Here is a 16,722-nt window from a genome sequence, read left to right as displayed (position 1 = left end):
AAGCGGCCAAATTGCACATTCAGGCAATTGACAAAAATAAAAAAATAACAGCGAAAGTTAAATATTACCTTGATCAGTTAGGGATTCAGACTTTATCATCCGGGAAAAACGCCTTTCGGAGATAAAATGCGCCACCTTGTGATTTGCTTCATGGTTTTATTTACGCCAATGTGCATGGCGGAAACCGATGCGGCCGAAACGAGCTGCAGCGAAGACAAATCAGCAAAACTGGTGTCGCTGCAAGGCACACTGTTTTATGACGCCGGCGGCAACGGTCAATGGCAACCTGCAAAACTCGAGCAAAACTTTTGCGAAGGCAGCCGAGTCCGGGTCGAAGCTTACAGCCGAGCGTCGTTGCTGCTACCCAACGGCATTACCCTGCGTCTGGCCGAGGGTACGGTGCTGACGTTAAACGGCATCGCACCCAACCAGCTTACTCTGCTGGATTTGGTAAAAGGCTTTGTGCATTTCATCAGCCGCACCCCCAAACAACTACAAATCACCACCCCTATCGCAAATGCCGGACCGGAAGGCACCGAGTTTGCATTATGCGCCGACGATGCCAGCGCCGAGTTATGGGTTTACGAAGGCGCGGTGCGCTTTTTCAATCCCCACGGCGACGTACATCTAAAAGCCGGCGAAGCCGGACAAGCCCTGCTCGGCCAAGCCCCGCGCGCGCAAATCGACCTCAAGCCAAACGACGCGGTGAACTGGGCCTTGTATTACCCGCCATTGTTGCCGTATTCCGAGCGCGACGCGAATACGCCCCCTGCGATACGGGCCGCGATTCAGGATTATCGCCAAGGCCGAATCGACAAGGCTCTCAGCGCGCTGGACAGCATCCCGCAGCCGCAAATGTCAATCGAACTGTTGAAAGCCCGCGCCGCAATCAGACTTAGCGCCGGACAAAGCGCACTGGCGACGCAGGACATTCAAGCCATACTTGCCAAACAGGCGAACGACGCCGAAGCCTTGGCACTGGAAAGCATACTGGCGCTGACCCAGAATCGCAAAGCCGACGCGCTAAGTCTGGCCGAACGCGCGGTAACCGCAAATCCGCAATCGGCAACGGCTTATTCGGCCTTGTCCTACAACCAGCAAGCGGCGTTCGAATTGGAAAAAGCCTTGGGATCCGCACAACATGCCGTTCAGCTCGCGCCTAACGACGCGCTGACTTGGGCACGGCTATCCGAGCTGCAATTGGCACTGGGCTTACGCAGCGACAGCGCGCAATCGGCGACCAAAGCTTTTACCCTTGATCCGAATCTGGAAAGAACCCAGACCGTGCAGGGCTTTTCGCAATTATTCCGGGTGGAAACCGAACAGGCCTTACGGCATTTCGAAGCAGCGGTACAGTTGGACTCAACCGCCCCCCTGCCGCGCCTGGGTTTGGGTTTGGCGAAAATCCGCGGCGGAAACCTGGAAGGCCAGGCGGGATCTGGAAATAGCCGCCATTTTGGACCCTAACAACTCCCTGCTGCGCAGTTATTTGGGCAAAGCCTATTACGAGGAAAAACGCGAAAACCTTGCCGGCGACCAATTCGATCTGGCAAAACAACGCGATCCGAAAGACCCGACGCCCTATTTTTACGATGCCCTGCGCAAACAAGCCGGCAACAGGCCGATAGAAGCGTTGCAGGACATGCAGCAAGCCAAAGACTTGAACGACAATCGCGGCGTATATCGCTCCGAACAGTTGCTGGACGAGGATGCCGCAGCGCGTAGCGCCAACTTGGCCAGGATATACAACGACCTGGGATTTGGGCGCGTGGCCTTGAAAGAGGCCTGGAACTCCCTGGGCCAAGACGCCACCAACCCTTCCACCCACCGCTTTCTATCGGATTCTTACGTCGGCCAACCTCGCTATCGGGTCGCCCGCGCCAGTGAATTATTGCAGGCGCAGTTGCTGCAACCGATCAACATCACCCCCGTGCAACCGCAGCTAACCGGCGAAAATATCGGCATTTTGAATAATACCGGGCCGGGCAGTTTGTCCGTCAACGAATACGATCCGCTGTATACCGCCAATGGGCCGCATGTGTTGTTAAATGGCGCCTATGGCAGCAATAACACCAAAACCGACAGCGCCATTGTCTCCGGCGTTTACAACAACCTGTCGATGAGCCTGGGCCAGTTCCATTACCAAACCGACGGCTTTCGCCAAAACGACGATTATCAGCAGAATGTCTACGATGCCTTTGCTCAATATGCCTTTACCCCAGATTTTAGCTTACAGGCCGAACTGAAATCGGAAAACGTTAGGGCTGGCGACGTAGCAATGCGTTTAAACGAATCACACGATGCAACTCTGAGACAAACCATCAAGCAGGATACTGCGAGGATTGGCGGTCATTATCGAATCAACCCCGAGCAAGATATTATCGCCTCGGGTTTCTATACGTCACGGCGCGATGTAACTGGCAATCGCTTCGTCTATATGGATCCGGAAGACGATTTTTTTAGTTACATACAAGATAACTCGGTGGGAAGTAAAAACAACGGTTATCAAACCGAGTGGCAATATTTGTTTCACCCACATAATTTCGAACTGATCTCCGGGGTCGGATATTCAAATCTGGAAAACCATTTTAGCGAGAATAAACTCACCAACTTTTTTGCGCCACCACCTCAACTACAATACCCCACCACCCGACAACAATTTGATACCGATCATTTCAACGGCTATATCTATTCGAAGCAATATTTTATCCCCGGCTTGATTACCACCTTAGGTATCAGTTTCGACTCGGTAAACAACCATCTTAATAACTTCCAATCCTCCACCTTTTATGAGGACGGCACGTCAGACCCACTATACCCGATTCCAGCTCTACTTAAGCGCCAGCAATTCAATCCAAAATTCGGCATCACCTGGAATCCAATCGAACATTTGACCCTGCGCGGCGCGGCATTTAGAACCCTGAACCGCCGTCTGACCGCCAACCAGACCATCGAACCGACGCAAATCGCCGGTTTCAATCAATTCTTTGACGAAAATAACAGCGCCAGCGCTTGGCGCTATGCTTTTGGCATCGATTATCAGCCATTAAAAAGCCTATTCCTTGGCGGAGAAGTCAGCTGGCGTGTCAGTCAACAGCCCGTGTACAACATCGGCACAGGCACCACTAACCCGCTAAAACGCAACGAATCGTCTCATTTAGCCTATGGCTACTGGACACCTGCGGAGTGGCTGGCGTTTAAAACCGAATATCGTTACGAATTGCTTGATCAGGAATTTTCACCTGCCAATTCTCCCGCGAATTTCCCCCTCAGCATAGGTACTCATCAAGTACCACTTTCGGTAAATTTTTTTCACCCTAGCGGTTTGTTTGCCAGAATTAGCGGCACCTATGTCAGTCAACATGTCGCCAACATCAGTGAACCTTTGGTTTATGGTAGTGAAGATTTCTGGACCTTCGATACAGCACTCGGTTATCGTTTCCCCAAGCGGTTGGGCACAATCAATTTTGAAGTTAGGAATTTATTCGATACAAAATTTAACTATCAGAGTAATTTTGACGCCAGTGGCCCACAAATCAGCCCCTTTATTCCCGAACGGCAATTATTCTTAAAACTCAGTTTTTTTTATTAAATTAATTGTCAAGAAATTTTATAACTAGGAGAAATAAAATGATTATAAAAACCTGCCATAAATCCGCCATATTGCTGATACTAAGCAGTAGTTTCATACTCGGCTGTTCGCCTGATAATCCGCTTCAAACACTTACAGATAACAGAGCGGCATTAGCCACGGGCATCAATTTCGTAACGACTAAAGTGGTTGCGCTGAATCCTGAGAACGGTAGCGTGGTTCCGGCCTGTATCAAGCCTGGGGACAACAGTCAGGTAAGTCGTACTACCGAAAAATCATCCACTGACGTAGACTCGAAATGTAACGTTGAGTTGGTTATCAACGACAATACACAGGCATTGAGAACCGCACTGGAATTGAGCAAGCAACCGATACAGGGCGAAATCAAGAAAAACGGTGAGATAAAACCAGCGCGATTTGTCGTCACTGTTACCGCTCTTTATGAAGGTTCGGATTGCAACGGCGTTTATTCCGGTGGCGATCAGGTCGTGAATTGCACCAAACCCAAGCGCCGCCCATAACTTTAGCAGACAACTCCGGGTATTTCCGGTGCAGACTGGATGAATAAGCCCGGAGTAAACAACCTGACCCAGATGTGTTCGGGTTCCGCCAGCAACTGTTCTCCGTGGTGAATACTTAAACCTACCAATTGATGAAACGCTTTTGTTTCCGTGCATTGGTTGTCACCTCCCTGACATTACTGGTGGCTAGCCTTGTCAACATCTCCGCCGACCTGGAATCTTCCCTGGGTTTGGACACCTTATTCCAAATTCGTGGCAACCAACATCCGCCCACCGATGTAGCCATCGTCGCCATGGACGAAGCCTCGGAACACCGGCTTGGCGTTGGCCAGGACCTGACCCGCTGGCGCGGCTTTCACGCCGGGTTGATCCGACAATTGCAAAAACAGGGTGCGCGTCTAATCGTCTTCGACCTGCAATTCATTCAGCCCCACCCCGCCGACGACGAAGCCCTGACCGCAGCCATGCGCGCTGCCGGCAATATCTTGCTGGTGGAATGCGTACAAAAATTCCGCCACGGCGACCAGGACTTTTACGGCCGCGAGGAATGTTCCGACAGCAATAGCCGGCCGGCAATTTCCCGGGAAGGCGATTCGAACATCGAACTGCCCGAGCAACTGGTCGCCATGCGCAAAGTGTCGCCGACACCCGCCATTGCCGCAGCGGCTTTGGACCGCACCCCGTTTTATCTGCTTAACGACGCCGAAAACGCCAGCGTTCGCGAAATCTGGACTTTTTTCGACGCCCTGGCCGAGACGCCCAGCCTGCCGGTGCTGACTTGGTTTTACTATTTGCAGGATAGCGGACAATTAGACGGCGCCAAGCAACCGCTTTCGGCGTGGCTGACCGAACGCCGCCGCGCCTGCAAAACCATGATCGATCAGCCACAGGCTGAAACGCCGTTGGAGCGCCAAATCGACCGCCTTGTCTGCGACGGCGACAGCCGTTATCTAAATTACTACGGCCCTCCGCGCACCTTGCGCATGGAATCCTACGCCGACGTATACGAAGGCAAAGTGACCGATTTACAAGACAAAGTCGTTTTCGTCGGCCGTGCCAACCGCCAGTTTTCACCGGGTAAATCCGATTTCTTCCAGACGCCTTACTCCGACTCGCGTAGCGGCAAAATGGCCGGCGTAGAGATCATGGCCACGCAGTTCGCAAACTTGCTGGAAGACCGCTTTCTCGAAATACCCGCGCCAACCTGGCTGGTATCTGCGGCGTTTGGCTGGCTGCTCGCCCTGTTGCTGATCCGCTTTACCGGTTGGCCCGGTATCGTCCTCAGCCTGGTCTTTGCCCTGGTTTACGCAGGCACCGCGATCGGCTTGTTCGGCCAACGCCATTGGTGGCTGCCGGTCGCCGGGCCGCTGTTAATTCAATTGCCGCTTTCCTGGCTGCTGAGCTTGGCCTGGTCGCGCTACGACCTGATGCGCGAACGGGGGCGCATGCTGGCATTCGTGCGCAGGGTGTTTCCGCAATGGGTGGGTATGCTGCCTTCCGCACCAGGACAATGGACGGAAGCCGGCCACTTTGCGCCGGCAAGTACGGAAAAAGATGTCAGCGGTTTATGTCTGGCCACCGACATAGAGGGCTACACCAGCATCGCCGCCCAACACTCGCCAAGGGAAATGTGGACGCTATTGAATACCTATTACCAGGTGTTAGGCCATCCGGTGGTATCGCACGACGGCGTGATTGCCGACGTCACCGGCGACGCGATGATGGCGGTGTGGTTCGATGCGCCGGCAACACAACAACGCCGCGCCGCCTGCTTGGCCGCACTGGAAATGGCCACGGCGGTGGAAGCCTTTAACCTATCCTCCAGTCTAGCCCCGCTTGCCACCCGCATTGGCCTGCACGAAGGCGACCTGACGCTGGGCAGCCTGGATGCAGGCAGTTCCAGCCATTACCGGGCCATCGGCGATACGGTCAACATCGCCTCGCGGATTCAGGGGGTGAACAAATACTTAGGCACGCGAATTTTGGCATCGCACAGCATCGCCGCCGAATTGGACGACATCGTCTCCCGGCCGGTAGGCAAGTTTCGCGTAGTCGGCCGTACTGAGCCGGTGACGCTGGTGGAAATCGTCGGACTCAAGCACTGCGGCGATGCCCAGCCGAACGAAGTACATGGTTTGTTTAACGACGGTCTGGCAGCCTTTCAGCAAGGCCGGTGGCCGGAGGCCGCCAACCTATTTCAAGCGGCACTCACTCGCGACGCCAACGACGGCCCCAGTCGATTTTATCTGGAAAAGGCTTTGGAATTTGGCGAGGTGCCGCCGCTTGATTGGGATGGTGTTGTTGTATTGGATGGCAAATAAACGCCGACGCTTACCCGCTATCGGTGAAAACGGCCAATAGGCGCCAAATATAACAAAAGCGTCAACAGCAAATGTCCAGCCAAATGCCGACCTAGAGTTTGGTGAGTTTACGAACCGCATCAATCGCGAACGATGCGCTTCACGCTGTTCAGCGCATCCTACTGTCCTACTCGAATTTTCATTCAGCATTTATCGAGTGATAGCTTGGACAATGCTCTCAAGCCGCTGGATTGGCTTTCAGAAACTGTATCAAGACTTGGAATTTGGATTGGGCGTTACCGGTTGGATCGACGATGCTATTACTGAAATATTTTTCAATATTGGCAGGCGTAATTTCCGTACTGAGCGGATCATAAGTCGTGCCGTTCGCACCGCTGGCGGTGTTGCCCATCATGCGGATCAGCCCGATCTGGCCGATTCCAGCAGCCGCCTCGGTGTTGCCGCTGGCTACAGCCTTGTTATAAAGCGACTTTTCCGCTGGACTGAGGTTTGCCATGGTATTAACAAGTCCGGTCGCCTTTTGCACGTAATCGATTTCTTCTGCGGTGAGTTGATCGGGCGACTTGCCTTGGGAAGTGATTTCTGCAAGCTTCTTGTCGTTGGCGAAAAGAAAATCCTGGTCTTCCTGGGATCTATTCACAGGCCCCTTAGCTCTGATGGCAGCAAGACGGGATTCAATCGATTGGTCGGCATCCGCAGTAGCAGCGGAAGCTGAATTATTCGAAGCGGCGAGGGCTTCGCGTGCTGCATTGGAAATGCTAATCGTATCGGCATTTTTTGCTGCTATTCCTGCGCTTGCCGGCGCTGCTTGCCGCCTGACGGATGATTGTAATAGTGCTCCGTAAGAGGATGAGATGTTGTTTAGACCTTGGATGCTCATTTTCTTACTCCTAGACTACATAATTTTCCTGGAGCAATTAACACGCCAAATGACCAAGTTTATGTGCGCATGTCGGCCCAATAATTTCAGGAGATATTTTTGAGTTATCAAAATCTGCATGAATAGCTGCAATGACTTATCGGCTTACGCGCCAGGTGTAACAAGGCTTAGCGTGCGTTATTTTCCATTTTCCGAGGTCTTTCCAACTAAGGATGTTTGCTAGATGCCGTGATCATCTCCCATGACAAATCGATGTCCTCTAACATTAGGCAACGCCGACGCCACTTAACGGTTTTCCTGATGACCGCCGTACATTGAGACCTCCAATACATCGAGAAACTAACAAGCGGCAAGAATTTGCCGCAAGGGCGAATAAGCGGAGCGCTATCCGCCATTTGAAAACATTTCAATCATCCAATTCGCCTAACTCGAACGCTTCGGAAATATCGCCAGTCCATTCCAAGGGATACATGCCGGCACATTTCCGCTATCGGCCAATACCGGCACCGAACTAAACCACTACTAATGAATATGGACACCAGGACAACGATATGGTCCAAGTATTTCGGAATATGGGATAAATTAAATATACGAAAACGGCCAATTGCCGCCTGTCGCGATTGGTATATTTGTTAATCCAGAATTGCTAAAAGCGGACACTAATTTTCAATTATTATTTGCCGAATTTTGAACAAAAGTTTATTTGTAAAATAACTGCTCGGCAAGTACAAATCGCTAATGTTTATCAATTTCTTATTAAGCAACACAGACATATTGTGTTATTTAGCATAATGACTTTCACATTCGGCTGGTGAATATAAAAAGACAACCTTGCAGTAATAATACAATAAGAATTATTTTCTATTATCAGCGGCATTTTGTTTTCTTGCTTCTGATTTTTTTAAATTCATACTTCAAGCCTGATTTCAGTAATTTATCTTTTGCAATTTTCGCGGTTGGATCATTTAAAGAACTGGCGTCCATAGCATACCAGCTTGAAAGAATTCTAATAATATTTTTATAAATGGTATTTTTATCTACACTACCGTTTAATTCTGATAGTTGATTTTGCAACTTTGTCCTAAATGTTTCTGCTCTTTCTTTAATCTCTGATTTTGGGATTTCAAATCGTAATTGATCTGCACGAGAACCTGTTGGTGATATATCAGTTACTAAAGGGGTTGCTCCTTTTTTGTCCACATTTATTTGTTTATTGTGTTTTTCCCAATCCAACTTTTTAGACATAAAAACCCCAGATAACTTTGTTTATTTTTAATGAAAAATAAAGACATTTCGCCGCAATGTTTCTATATTGTTACTTTACCAATGACTGGTTTCGGTAGGCTTAAATCCATATCCGAATGACTGGAGTGGGTCGTAAATACCAATTCACTGACACAATGATACCTTAAAGCAACATTCCCGACGGTCAACTTCCTGTTCAGGATCGAGACATGTGGAATTCTTCCGCGAAAACCAGCAGCGGATGCCATATCGAGTACTCAACACACCCGTTAGCAAAACGATCAACATCAAGCCTCGGTTGTTCTTACTAACGGGTGCCGCGCTTGGATCAAGACGGAACAAGCAAATTTTCTCGGCCAATAACCGGCTATCGATTTGAATCCTTCGCCAAGCTTTTCTATACTCTGCCCGACAACTTCTGGCGAATCAGTTTAGGCGTTTATTCCTATTCCGATACTCAGCGGTTGTCGGCGACCACGGGCGAACTGTTCGCCCCGCGTCGTCTGCCCCACCTCCCCTTATCTTATCCGGGATACCGCCGCGCCGCCGTTCGGTTGCCGGTCGATTCCGGTTGTTATTTTCAATAAAGGAGCGACTATGAATACCGATTTAGTCCAGGGCGAATTATCCGCCGACCAACAACAAAATCTGCTGGGTTTGATTCAGCAGTTTCATCAGCAACTGCCGTTTTTAATCGATTTAACCGCCGAGGACCGCCGCACGCTGCCCAAGCTTGGCGATAAAAGCCGGGCCTTTGTCGATCAAGGTTTGGTGTTGGTCGGGCAAAATCCCGAGATATTGCCGCGCAGTTTCGATATCGACGAATACCGGCGCGACGTGGCGCTGGTTAAGCAATTGGAACCGCTGGTATTGGCGCTGCGCCAATTACTGGGTAAGTTGGAAGATACGTTTATCGCGGTGGGCAGCGATGCCTATAGCCAGTCCTTGCTGGTGTATCAGGCGGCGAAACTGGCGGGCAAGAACGGCGCGTTGGAACAACACTTGGACGGTCTCAGTCGGCGCTTCGCGCGCAAGACTTCTAACCCGGCAGCCACTGCGCCAGCCAGCGCTTCCGGCTGATAATACGGCAGCGTTCCGCCTTGGAGGCCGGGTGATCGAGTTATTTTCCTCGGCGTCCGCGCTATAAGCTCGGCCATTTCGCAAAATTGCTCGGACATCCGAACTCGCTGGGAGAATGTCCGCGCTTTTTCGGAGAACGGCCGAGCAAAAAGCTCGGCTGTTTTCGCCGCGAGCCGAAACATTTCGGAAAATTTCTCGGCCGTTTTGCTGCGCGGCTAAATCGTTGCGGCAAATTGGCTCGACGTTTCGCCTATTTAGCAGAATGGCCGAGCTCCGAACCGGATTGTTTGTGCTCAGAGCGGGAAATTGCTGCTGGCAATTGGCGGCGATACCCTGGCCAGTGTGCGGCGGGTCAATTCTTGTAAACTGTAAGGGGAAGATTAGAAATCCTCGGCTACCGCCGGAAGCTTTCAAAACAGTCACTTCTCCCTCTGGGAGAAGGTTAGGATGAGGGTAGATAAAACGATAGTTTATTGATTCCCCTCACCCCAACCCTCTCCCGTAAGGAGAGGGGGGTAGCGCAATTTCCTACGCGCGAGCGACGATATTTATTCGGGTTATAAAACCCCAATCAATGCCGATCAATTTCCTTAGCTTGCGCCCCGGTATCGATGGCTTTTTCAATTAACATCAGGCTGCCGCGCATCAAGGCCGCGAACAGCAATATGGAAAAGACCAATCCCATCGGGATTATGTCCAGCAAGCCGGCCATGACCACAATCAGCATGGCGATGCCGGTATTTCCTAACTTAGCGATCTTCATTTGGCCTCCAGGACCGTTTTTCGGTCGAAACGAAAACTCGCTTTCACTATATCCGCTTATTAAAAATCAACAATACCCGCAACCGGCAATTTATTGTTTTACTTAATAAAACAGTATTATCTCTAATGTATATTACTCAACCGGCTACGAAGCCTATAAACCGCCGCTTTACATCAATCGCCGCTCGGTTTTTAAACTAGGCGGCTTCGTCCAGTAATTCCAAGCCTCTAAACACCGAACAGCGCTTGAACACTTCCAATTCCGGCGCCAGTTGTTTTTGCTGGCAGAACTTGGCGACCAGTTTGGTCAGGCCCTTGATGTCGCGGCCGGTGGCGCCGGGAAAGATGGCGGCCAGTTCGTCTATCAGGCTTTCTTCAACCGGCAAGGCAAATTGTTCGGTCATCACCCGCCAGATTTTGCAGCGATCTTCATGGTCCGGGGAGTGATAGCGCAGCATAGCGATGCAGCGGGAAATAATGGCTTCGTCGATGTCGTCCACCCGGTTGGTGGTCAGAAACAGCAGGCCGTTGAAATATTCCAGCACCCGCAAAAACACCCCGACCACGGCATTGGACGCCAGATTGTCGGCCCGCTTTTTAATGTAAACGTCGGCTTCGTCGATCAACATCACTGCGCCCCAGCGCTGAGCGCGGATCAAGGTGTCCTTCAGGGTTTTTTCCATCTCGGCCACGTTCAATCCCAACTGACCGGAATGCACCCGGTACAAGGGCCGCTTGATGATTTCCGAATACACTTCGGCGGTCAAGGTCTTGCCCACGCCGGCCGGGCCGGCGCACAGCACCGTGGTGCCGCCGGATTTGCCTTCGACAATATCGTCCATCAACATATCCATTTCGGCGGTGAGAATGTCGATCAAGTCGGTCTGCTCCGGCGGCAGGATCAGCTTGGTTTTCAACTCCGGCTGATAAACATAGGGCCGCAGATCGTCGACATGCACCCAGACATGGTGATGCAATTCCAGATGAAACAGCAGGATGTAACCGTGTACCGGCAACTCCGTGAACAAGCCTTTGGTAATCTCGGCCTTGCTGGCTTCCATCGCGCTTTCGGTTTTGCTGTCGTAACGCATGCTTTTGCCGGCCTTGCGCAGATAGTTGCCGAAAATATCGCCGGAGGCATCCAGGCTTAACGCGCGGTCGGCCAGAATGTTTTCGTCGTTGACCAAACGGCAGGCGCCGCCGCCGGACGACAGCACCACGGTGTTTTTACGAGTCCAATCGTTGCTGCGGTGGCTGGCGGTAGGGTCTTCGGCGTAATGGCCGGTACCCCAGCCGGAAAACTGTTCGCCGTAGCGGGCGCGCCAGTCGAAATAGCGGCTGGAGGCCTCGTCGTAACTGGCGATCAATTCCGGGGTTTCTTTTAAATAGCCCTTGCCGGCAAAAATTTCCGGTATGGTTTTATCGGCCAGGTCCTTGCCGCGGATGATCAAGGTCTCGTTGGCGATTTTGCCTTTGCTGTTGGCTTTTAATTCGATCAATATCCGGCCGGCCTCTTCCTCGCCGGGCGGCGTGTAATCCAGGCGGGTGATCAGATACGCCAAGGTACAGCCGCCGCCCACCACCTGAAAAAACCAGCCACGTATCGCTCCGTCCAGCAAATACTGGGCGATGTCCGGCAACAACATCTCCAATTGCTCGGCGTTGTAGCGTTTGGTGTTATCGGCCATGGCTTGTTGCAAGGCCGCCAACAAGGCCGCTTGTTGCTGCAAGGCTTCGCCGGCTTGCTGATAAATTCCCGCCAGGCTGGCCAGTTCGTTGCTGCTGAGTTGATCGAACGAGACCTGGGCTTTATTGCCCAACCGTAGTTGATCGCTCAGACTCTGTAAGCGCGGGTGATCGGTAAGCAGTTGTTCGAGATGACGTTTGTCTATGGTTAATTTCATCGCATCAGTCCTGTGACGGTAAGGCTAAACAAAGTACTTCGGCTAAATGCAGCGGCTTGGCGAAGCCGCCATTGCCGATCTGCTGCTGACAAGAAAAACCGTTGCTGACCAGTAGCGCATCGGGTTCGGCGCGCAATGCCGGAAATAAAGCAAGCTCGGCCATGGCTTGGGCTTGGTCGTAATGCTCGGCTTCGACGCCGAAATTGCCGGCCATGCCGCAGCAGGACGATTCGATCAGTTCGAACTTAAGATCCGGCAGTTGTTTCAGCAGCTTGCGTACCGACTTGATCGCGCCAACGGCTTTTTGATGGCAGTGGCCGTGCAACAGCAAGCTGTTGACGCCGGGAATGGCTTGAAACTCGATAGGCCAGCGTTTGCCGGCTTGTTCGCGGACGATAAACTCTTCCAACAGCAAGATCTTTTCCGCCAGTTTTTGTGCCGGCTCGCCCAAACCCAGCTTTAAATATTCATCGCGTAAACTGAGGATGCAGGACGGCTCCAGGCCAATTATGGTACGGCCGGCGGCGACATGATCGGCCAGCGCCGTGACCATGCGCGTCGCTTCGGCACGGGCTTTGTCTATCAGACCGTTGGAAAAATAAGTCCGGCCGCAACATAGCGGCCTATCCTGCTCGTCGTCGGCTAAGGGGGTGGCAATATGCACATGATAGCCGGCGGTATTCAGCAGTTTTTTAGCGGCTTCGGCGGCGGCCGGATTGAAGTAGTAATTGAAGGTATCCACCAGCAACACGACTTGCTTGTCGGCCAATTCCGGATGCAATATCAACTCGGATTGTCTGGGCATCTGAAACGGTTGTGCCGCCGGCTCCGGCAGCCGGACTTTGGCGCTGATACCCAGCCAGGCTTCGCCTAGACGCGCCAGCATGGGAGACCGATTTCGCCAATTGATCAAGGAACCGAGTCCGCGCCAACGCAGTAGTTTCGGTAACTCCGCCCATAGCCGCCGCCGTAGCGTCAGGCCGTTGCGCTGTACCTGCTGCGCCAGAAACTCGGCCTTGATCAAAGCCATGTCCACTTCGTTCTCGCACTCGCGCTTGCAGCCCTTGCAACTGACGCACAAGGCCATGGTTTCGGCTAAATCGGGATTGAAAAAAGCAGTGTCGTTATCCGCGTTCAAGGCCGCTTTCAAGGCTTTCACCCGGCCGCCCGGCGACAAACCGGGATTTTGCGTGATCCTAAAGCTCGGACACATCACACCCTTGGCATCCCGCTCGCATTGCCGGCTACCGATACACACCGCCACGGCTTTGGCGAAATCGGCGCCATGCTTGGGAATATCGGCATAGGCATCGCCCATTCCGGCGTTTTCGTAAGACGACCAATCCAGAAACAGTTTCATAGGCACTAGGCTGATTAAAAACCTAGTCCAAGCAAAAACAAAGCCAGCGAGACCGATTCGGAGCGAATAAGCTTAGTTGCTGAGCCGCCGCCGCAAATTCAAGCAATTCGAGATGTAGCAAACCCGACAATCCACGGCAACGGCGACTTATTTACCACAGAGTTGTCAGGTTAAATGGCCGGCAAAGCCAGGCAATTCGCGCCGGCTATTTCGGCACAAATATTGCGGGAATTGGTTTTTTAACCTTGGAATACCGACGTGGAATTGGAAAACTGCGACTGCCGCTACTTCATCAGCTATAGCGGCGTGAAACTACCTTTAAAACTGGTCAACGAATTGGAAGACGAAAGCCATCTGGAAAACCGCAATACCTATTTCCGCGGCTGTTACGATACCGATCAGCGCCTGCTGCTGTTGGAAAAACTGGTATACGGCGATGTGGAATTGCGCCATGTCTACACCTACCACCCTAACGGCATCCTGGCGGAAGCGGAAATTACCGATGCCGACGGCGAGATCGATGTATTGCGCTTCGACGACACGGGCGCGCCGTTGGCGGCGGGTTAAGCCAAGGGCTTGTGCTCAGCAATTCCGCTCTGGCATAAAAGGCGGGCCTGCCCTACGCGACTTAGGGTGCGGACTGGCGTACCGCGTTGGCCAATTCCTCGCTAAGCCGGGCCAAACAACGGCTTTGCGCGGTGACGATGGCTTCCGCATTATCCGCGGCAGCTTCCGTGCATTCGAAGCGTTTACCGATAGCAGCCTGTTCGGCTTTTTTCAATTGCCATTGCACCGATAGCCTGCTTTGGCCGGCGGCGGCTTGGTGTAACTCCAAGATGTCGAAGCTGAGTTGGTAGTCGACGTGTTGACGTGGCGACCACGGATAACGAACCACTTGATCCACGCCCAGTTGCTTGGATAGGGACTGGCTTAAAGCTCTGAGGATGTTTTCGTCCAGCCGTTCCGCCCAGCGATTGTGTTCGTCCAGTTGGTACTGATGCGCGCTCAGCGCGGTAACCAATTGCGGCCGGTCCAGATATGCCGGTAAATGAATCGGGCCCAAGCCCAACACGCTGCCGGCCGGCAGCGCAGTGGCCGCCGGCGCGCCGGATTCGGCATTCAGCATATAAAACTGGATGGGCGTACTACTGCAAGCGTTGAGCAACAGCAGAGAAAGTAGCGTCGATAAATAAATTAAATGTTTCATATTCATCCGGTTTGGCGGAAATACCTTTAAAGAGACCTATCCAGCGACTGAGCAGATAGATTCGCCCTATTTGCCGTATATCAGCGACTCCGGCCGCCGTTCCAGCGACTCGGTCAAATCCTTCAAGGAGCGCGAGGCGTTGCGCATTTCCACCAACGCCTGACCCAGTTGCGAATCCGGCGTCGCCAGGGTCTCCACGGCATTCAGCGTATTTTGCGATTCATTCAAAATCTTGGTCGCGGCGCTCAAACTTTGTTCGGCGGCTTTCAACACCGGCAACAACTCTTTGTTAAAGTCCTGCAAGGTGGTACGGGTCTCGGTCAGAGCGCCGTTGGCGTTAGCCATAAGCGGTCCGATTTGGTCGTTGAGCGAACCCATCAGGCGCTGGGTCTCCTGCAAGGATTTAGCCAGCGCGGCGACAGACTTCTTGGTGTCGTCCGACTCCAACAAGCTGTGCATCGCATTCAAGGTCTCCGCCATATTTTTCGTAATATCCTCCAACGGCAATTGACGCACTCTGTTGAAGATTTCGTCGGCCGTATTGCGGATTTCGTCGACTGTCGTCGGTACGCTAGGCAGTTCCGGCAAGTTTTTGTAATCCAGCTGAACCAGATTGACCGGCTTGTCGCTGTAAAAATTCAAGTCCACATACAACAGGCCGGTCAGCAAACTCTGCGTCTCCAGGCGCCCTTTCAAGCCGGCATCGATCAATCGCTTCGCATCCTGCCAACGTTGTTTTTCGTTATGGCTGTGGGAGTCCTGCCCGGACAGATCGCGCAACAGCGCCGGATCAATTTCGATCACCACCGGTTTGAAGATACGCCGGGTATCGGAGTCCATCATCAACGAAATCTCGCTGACATTACCGATCTGCACGCCCTGTAATTTAACCGGCGCGCCGACATTCAAGCCATTCAGCGCCGAGTCGAAAAAAATCACGAAGCGTTTTTTATCCTTGAAAAAATCGCTGCCGCCAAAGATCATCACCCCCAACGTCAGCAAAGTCACCGCGCCGACCAAAAATGCGCCGATGGCGAGTGGATTGGCCTGTTTGCTCACGCCGGACTCCTCATGTGTCGATTGTTACTGGTTTGCTCGGTTTGGTCGCCGCGATTCAAAAATCGAATCACGTTGGGGTGTTTGGATTCATGCAGCAATTTTTGCGGCGGACCGCCGTCGATATTGGTGCGGGTTTCGGCATCCAAAAACACCGAGTTGTTGCCAATAGCAAAAATACTGTCCAGATCGTGGGTAACCACGACGATGGTGGCCGACAAAGCGCTGCTCAAACTCAGAATCAGATCGTCCAGCAGTTTGGCGGTGATCGGATCCAGTCCGGCGGAAGGTTCGTCGAAAAACAGGATTTCCGGGTCCAAAGCCATAGCCCGCGCCAGACCGGCGCGCTTTTGCATGCCGCCGCTGAGTTCGGAAGGATAATAATCTTCAAACCCGGCCAATCCGACCAAGGCCAGTTTGTAGGAAACAATCTCGCGCACTTTTTTTGCCGGCAATTGCGTGGCCTCGGTAATCGGCAGGGCCACGTTTTCGGCCAGCGTCATCGAACTCAACAAGGCGCCGCTTTGAAACAGCACGCCGGTGCGCGCCAAAATTTGCTGCCGCGTCTTCGGGTCGGCTTGCCACAGCCCTTGCGCGCCGTAACAAACATCGCCGCGCGCCGGTTCTTTCAAGCCTATCATGTGCCGCAGCAAGGTGGTCTTACCGCAACCGTTGCCACCCATGATGATAAACACATCGCCGCGATTGATCGTAAAATTCAGATCGTGCTGAATCACGAAATCGCCGTAAGTCATGGTCAGGTCTTTTACCGTAATACAAGGCTCGGCCATGGC

At 52.4% G+C, this 16,722-nt stretch carries 15 protein-coding genes; 7 read left to right on the top strand and 8 right to left on the bottom strand.

Annotation, left to right across the window (positions count from 1 at the left end):
- Window positions 1-126: 126 nt before the first annotated feature.
- The 4 genes from ACH50O_RS05005 (at window position 127) to ACH50O_RS04990 (ending at window position 6,434) form a co-directional block, all read left to right on the top strand.
- The gene (locus ACH50O_RS05005; RefSeq protein ID WP_446810936.1) at window positions 127-1,467 is read left to right on the top strand and encodes a FecR domain-containing protein; all 1,341 of its coding nucleotides are present in this window, start codon (window positions 127-129) and stop codon (window positions 1,465-1,467) included.
- Complete coding sequence (locus ACH50O_RS05000) at window positions 1,457-3,592, top strand: hypothetical protein (RefSeq protein WP_446810935.1); 2,136 nt, start codon at window positions 1,457-1,459, stop codon at window positions 3,590-3,592. The genes ACH50O_RS05005 and ACH50O_RS05000 overlap by 11 nt, the downstream gene beginning before the upstream one ends.
- Window positions 3,593-3,630: 38 nt before the next feature.
- Window positions 3,631-4,113, top strand: coding sequence for a hypothetical protein (locus ACH50O_RS04995; RefSeq protein WP_446810934.1), 483 nt, complete (start codon window positions 3,631-3,633; stop codon window positions 4,111-4,113).
- 131 nt (window positions 4,114-4,244) lie between these two features.
- Window positions 4,245-6,434 carry a CHASE2 domain-containing protein gene (locus tag ACH50O_RS04990; RefSeq protein ID WP_446810933.1) on the top strand — a complete coding sequence of 730 codons (2,190 nt, stop codon included), beginning with the start codon at window positions 4,245-4,247 and terminating at the stop codon, window positions 6,432-6,434.
- Between the two features lie 217 nt (window positions 6,435-6,651).
- Here the strand turns inward: ACH50O_RS04990 and ACH50O_RS04985 are convergent, their stop codons facing one another.
- Window positions 6,652-7,314 (bottom strand): hypothetical protein, encoded by a 663-nt coding sequence (locus tag ACH50O_RS04985; RefSeq protein WP_446810932.1) that lies wholly within the window; start codon window positions 7,312-7,314, stop codon window positions 6,652-6,654.
- Window positions 7,315-8,181: 867 nt separating this feature from the next.
- Window positions 8,182-8,559, bottom strand: coding sequence for a hypothetical protein (locus ACH50O_RS04980; RefSeq protein WP_446810931.1), 378 nt, complete (start codon window positions 8,557-8,559; stop codon window positions 8,182-8,184).
- A 323-nt stretch (window positions 8,560-8,882) separates the two neighbouring features.
- On the opposite strand from ACH50O_RS04980, the gene ACH50O_RS04975 reads away from it, so the two are divergent.
- Both ACH50O_RS04975 and ACH50O_RS04970 read left to right on the top strand, forming a co-directional pair.
- Window positions 8,883-9,146, top strand: coding sequence for a hypothetical protein (locus tag ACH50O_RS04975; RefSeq protein WP_446810930.1), 264 nt, complete (start codon window positions 8,883-8,885; stop codon window positions 9,144-9,146).
- Between the two features lie 10 nt (window positions 9,147-9,156).
- The gene (locus ACH50O_RS04970) at window positions 9,157-9,639 is read left to right on the top strand and encodes a hypothetical protein (RefSeq protein WP_446810929.1); all 483 of its coding nucleotides are present in this window, start codon (window positions 9,157-9,159) and stop codon (window positions 9,637-9,639) included.
- A 571-nt stretch (window positions 9,640-10,210) separates the two neighbouring features.
- Here ACH50O_RS04970 and ACH50O_RS04965 read toward each other — a convergent pair.
- The 3 genes from ACH50O_RS04965 to ACH50O_RS04955 all read right to left on the bottom strand — a co-directional run bounded on the left by ACH50O_RS04965 (window position 10,211) and on the right by ACH50O_RS04955 (window position 13,665).
- Window positions 10,211-10,402 carry a hypothetical protein gene (locus ACH50O_RS04965; RefSeq protein WP_446810928.1) on the bottom strand — a complete coding sequence of 64 codons (192 nt, stop codon included), beginning with the start codon at window positions 10,400-10,402 and terminating at the stop codon, window positions 10,211-10,213.
- 196 nt (window positions 10,403-10,598) lie between these two features.
- Entirely contained in the window at window positions 10,599-12,305 is a 1,707-nt protein-coding gene (locus ACH50O_RS04960) for an AAA family ATPase (RefSeq protein WP_446810927.1), read from the bottom strand.
- A gap of 4 nt (window positions 12,306-12,309) precedes the next feature.
- A complete protein-coding gene (locus tag ACH50O_RS04955; protein WP_446810926.1) occupies window positions 12,310-13,665 on the bottom strand; it encodes a (Fe-S)-binding protein in 1,356 nt (451 codons plus the stop codon).
- 258 nt (window positions 13,666-13,923) lie between these two features.
- On the opposite strand from ACH50O_RS04955, the gene ACH50O_RS04950 reads away from it, so the two are divergent.
- A complete protein-coding gene (locus ACH50O_RS04950; protein WP_446810925.1) occupies window positions 13,924-14,232 on the top strand; it encodes a DUF6156 family protein in 309 nt (102 codons plus the stop codon).
- A gap of 61 nt (window positions 14,233-14,293) precedes the next feature.
- Here the strand turns inward: ACH50O_RS04950 and ACH50O_RS04945 are convergent, their stop codons facing one another.
- The 3 genes from ACH50O_RS04945 to ACH50O_RS04935 all read right to left on the bottom strand — a co-directional run bounded on the left by ACH50O_RS04945 (window position 14,294) and on the right by ACH50O_RS04935 (window position 16,719).
- On the bottom strand, window positions 14,294-14,872 hold the full coding sequence (locus ACH50O_RS04945) for a PqiC family protein (protein WP_446810924.1): 579 nt from the start codon (window positions 14,870-14,872) through the stop codon (window positions 14,294-14,296).
- A gap of 66 nt (window positions 14,873-14,938) precedes the next feature.
- Window positions 14,939-15,931, bottom strand: coding sequence for an MlaD family protein (locus ACH50O_RS04940; protein ID WP_446810923.1), 993 nt, complete (start codon window positions 15,929-15,931; stop codon window positions 14,939-14,941).
- Window positions 15,928-16,719 (bottom strand): ABC transporter ATP-binding protein, encoded by a 792-nt coding sequence (locus tag ACH50O_RS04935; RefSeq protein ID WP_446810922.1) that lies wholly within the window; start codon window positions 16,717-16,719, stop codon window positions 15,928-15,930. The genes ACH50O_RS04940 and ACH50O_RS04935 overlap by 4 nt, the downstream gene beginning before the upstream one ends.
- Window positions 16,720-16,722 lie beyond the last annotated feature (3 nt).

The organism is Methylomonas sp. 2BW1-5-20 (assembly GCF_052474515.1).
The sequence above is the reverse complement of the archived record's forward strand: the minus strand, read 5'-3'. Positions and strand labels throughout refer to the sequence as shown.